This is a genomic window from Neobacillus drentensis (assembly GCF_036966985.1).
Taxonomy (GTDB): domain Bacteria; phylum Bacillota; class Bacilli; order Bacillales; family Cytobacillaceae; genus Neobacillus; species Neobacillus drentensis_E.
Window position 1 is genome coordinate 1 of the sequence record NZ_JBALSN010000511.1, and the last position, 3,458, is coordinate 3,458.

General features: G+C 39.5%; 3 protein-coding genes. All 3 read right to left on the minus strand.

The features are described from left to right. Nucleotides 1-56 precede the first annotated feature (56 nt). Nucleotides 57-2,633, minus strand: coding sequence for a DEAD/DEAH box helicase (locus V7659_RS26810; protein WP_335543130.1), 2,577 nt, complete (start codon nucleotides 2,631-2,633; stop codon nucleotides 57-59). 78 nt (nucleotides 2,634-2,711) lie between these two features. Beyond that, nucleotides 2,712-2,903 carry a YbxH family protein gene (locus V7659_RS26815; protein WP_335543131.1) on the minus strand — a complete coding sequence of 64 codons (192 nt, stop codon included), beginning with the start codon at nucleotides 2,901-2,903 and terminating at the stop codon, nucleotides 2,712-2,714. A 133-nt stretch (nucleotides 2,904-3,036) separates the two neighbouring features. After that, on the minus strand, nucleotides 3,037-3,458 hold a 422-nt coding region (locus V7659_RS26820; protein WP_335543132.1), incomplete at its 5' end, for a putative PEP-binding protein.

The following is a 3,458-nucleotide window of genomic DNA, read 5'->3' on the forward strand; positions in this document are numbered from 1 at the left end:
CCATGCTGGGCGCACAGAAAAAAAGGCCCATAAGGCCTTTTTTACTAATACAACTATTAATATTCATCACCATATCGATATCTTCTGTTTTTTGCTGCATAGCATGCCTCACAAGTTGGAAATGAATGATCCCAGGGCAGTTTCTTGCCACAGTTTTTGCATTTTTTTACGAACTTTTTAATATCTGTTTTCAGGCGGTCTTGTACTTTATCACTGACCTCTTCTCTCAGTCGTTCCCAATAGATGGCAGTAGTTCGCTCTCCTAATCGATATAAAAATAAGAGATGGAGTCCAATTGCTTTGTAACTTAATTCTAATTCTTCTAAGCTGCGTTCCTTCACAATCGGTTCAGGGAGTTCACGTCCCTGGATAATTGCATACATGGTATCTTCCCATTGCCTAGTTAAGATCGGCTCATTTTTTGAAAAAGGCAGATGTAAAAAGCCATATAGGTCCATTAAAGAGAGTCTTGCTTCAATTTCCGTCCCCGCAATCATTTGATAAAGCGACTTTTCCTCTGCCAACGATGCCTTCTTCGTCCCTTTAGGGCTTTCAAATTTCCCCCATAGTTCAAAAAAGGTACCTAAATCATGATAATAACGTTGAAAGCGTTCAAAAACGGAATTTGTTGGTGCAATCGCAAAGGTATGAACAGGTTCATCTTCCCGCAAAAGCAAGTTCCGCATTTTTCTGATATCACTCGTAAAGGCCACTTTGCCAATATTGTAAATGCCCTTTCGACCGGCGCGGCCAGCAATTTGCTTCACTTCTTGGGAGGTCAGCAAACGACGACGTGTTCCATCAAACTTATCATTTTCTAAAAAAACAATTCGGCGTATCGGCAGGTTTAAACCCATTCCAATCGCATCTGTGGCCACAATGACTTTTGTTTTTCCCTTATTAAATTGCTCAATCTGCTTTTTCCTTGTTTCTGGAGGCATACTTCCATAGATCATACTGACGGTATGGCCGTCATTTTGCAGCCGTGAGGCCGTTTCAAGCACGCGCCGACGTGAAAAACAAATCAACGCATCTCCTTTTTTTACGTGTTTAATATGAAATTCTTTTGTTTCTACTTCGAGTGGGGTATCGCGTGTATATTCATGTATCTCAATATTGGATTCACCCAAAAGTTGCAACAGCATCGTTTTTGAATTCCGACTCCCAATGATATGTACCTCTTCTGCATTGGCTTTCGTAATTGCCTTATACCAGGAAAAACCACGGTCTTTGTCGGTAATCATTTGTGCTTCATCTATTACCACCACTTCATAGAACTCTTTTTCATGAAACATTTCCACGGTGCAGGACGTATGATTGGCCCCAAGCGTCATTTTTTCTTCTTCACCTGTTTTTAAAGAACACGGCGTCCCCTCAGCGTTTAATTTATCATAAACCTCAAGGGCCAAAAGTCGAAGCGGAGCTAAATATAAGCCGCTATAGGCTTCTTTCATCCTTTCAAGTGCATGATGTGTTTTCCCTGTATTAGTCTCACCGATATGAAGGACATAGCGGATCTGCCGCTGAAGCGAAGGGTCGTATTCGGTTGCAAATATGTCCCTCATCATCCGCTCTTCTGCTTCTCTTTTTCGCTTTAGTTCTTCTTCAGCTTCCTTTTGTTTCCGCTCGCGCTCTTGGAGGTCTTTTTCAAAAATTTCCTTGTGTACCTTTTCATCAAAAGGAATTTCAGCCAAGCTGATTAAATCTGCTAGGTATTCAGCTTGAATATCCTCAATAAAATATCCCTCAACATCATAAAGCACCTGTGCAATACTGCCTTTTACAAAGGAAGCCGATAGTTCTTCATGAAAGATTTTAAAGAAATCAGCTTTCAGTTGATCTGGTAACTGCTCTAAAACTTTTTCCGGAATAAGGTCGGACAGATAATCACCAATTAAGCTTTCATAAACAAAGAAATAGGTTTGATATTCATATAAACTTCTGCCCCAGTTCAACGTTTTATGGATATCACCAGTTAGTTCTTCAAAAAAGCTGGCAACCGTGGTGTAGGCTGAGGGATTAAAATGACCTTCATCAATTAATTTTTCTTCTAATGCAAAGGTATCGACAGATTGGAATTTCACATTATTTTCTAAATCCGCCACTAAATGTTTTGCCACGAAATAACGTAACGATAAATAGAACCCCTCATATTGTTCTTCTAAAATTGCAACTGCGTTATCCTCAATTTCACTTCTAATGAATTGCTTTTGTTCTTCCAGTTGTTTTTGTTTTTCCCGCTTGATAAAATTGGTTTTTGCATCCTGATACTGATTCTGCCACACATCTGGTTTTCCTGAAAATGTTTCCTCAATCCACCCCAAAGCATCAAAAGGCTGATATGTGCGCATTTCATCTCTAAACAAATTGTTGATCAACTTACGGTCGATTCCCTGTACCTCAAAGCCTTTTTCACTTAACAATTGCTTTTTTTCATTCCGCGGGACATCATTCGTTGACTTATTCAGCCAAACATTAATCCAAATTTGTTCGACATAATCCTTGCGTTCCGCTAGGTATTGTTCAAAGGATGGCGGTGTTTCCTTCGTTTCGAAATAATGGTTAATATCTTCATATATTTTCATTTTTGTATGTTCAATCGCTTGAGGGTATATGGTCATTAATTTGTTCATCAAATTCCCTCCTTTTCTATAAAATGGTTGGTTTAGTCTATAATAACATAAAAATAAAAACCGAACGAATATTCGGTTTTATAACTGATGGCTATTGCAATATTGATCAACTAAGTCTTCGATTTGATCTAGCTCAGGAAACTTTCCTGAAAACTGAAATTTAATTTCCTCAATAAAGTTTTCTTGATGGTACACATGGATAGCCCCATTCTGTTGAATGACACTAAATTCTGGTACAAATCGATACCCGCTGCGTTCAATTGCCCCCATTGCTGTGATTCCCCTTTTTGTTTTTTTATAGTATAAGCAGAAAATAGCTGGCTAATCCCATATGGGAGCGTAATACCATTGGGAAAATAAAAAGGATGGTGCACTTTATTTTGCACTCATCCTTTTCCTTCCTTTATGCAGTTGTATAAACTTCTGCTTTATTTATTTCATGGCGAATTGTTGCCTGAGCTGCCGCTAATCGTGCAAGCGGTACACGGTATGGCGAACAGCTGACATAATCCAAGCCTGTTTTATAGCAAAATTCAATCGAGGTCTTTTCACCGCCATGCTCACCGCAAATTCCTGTTTTTAAGGAAGGCTTAGTTCCACGGCCTAACTTGACGCCTGTTTCCACGAGCTTTCCTACACCATCTTGATCGAGAACTGCAAATGGATTATCCGGCAGCACTTTATTTTCGATATAAGCCTGCAAGAACTTTCCTTCGGCATCATCACGGCTGTAGCCGAATGTTGTTTGAGTTAAATCATTTGTACCAAAGGAGAAGAAATCTGCTTCCTCGGCAATCTTATCAGCAGTCAAAGCGGCACGAGGAA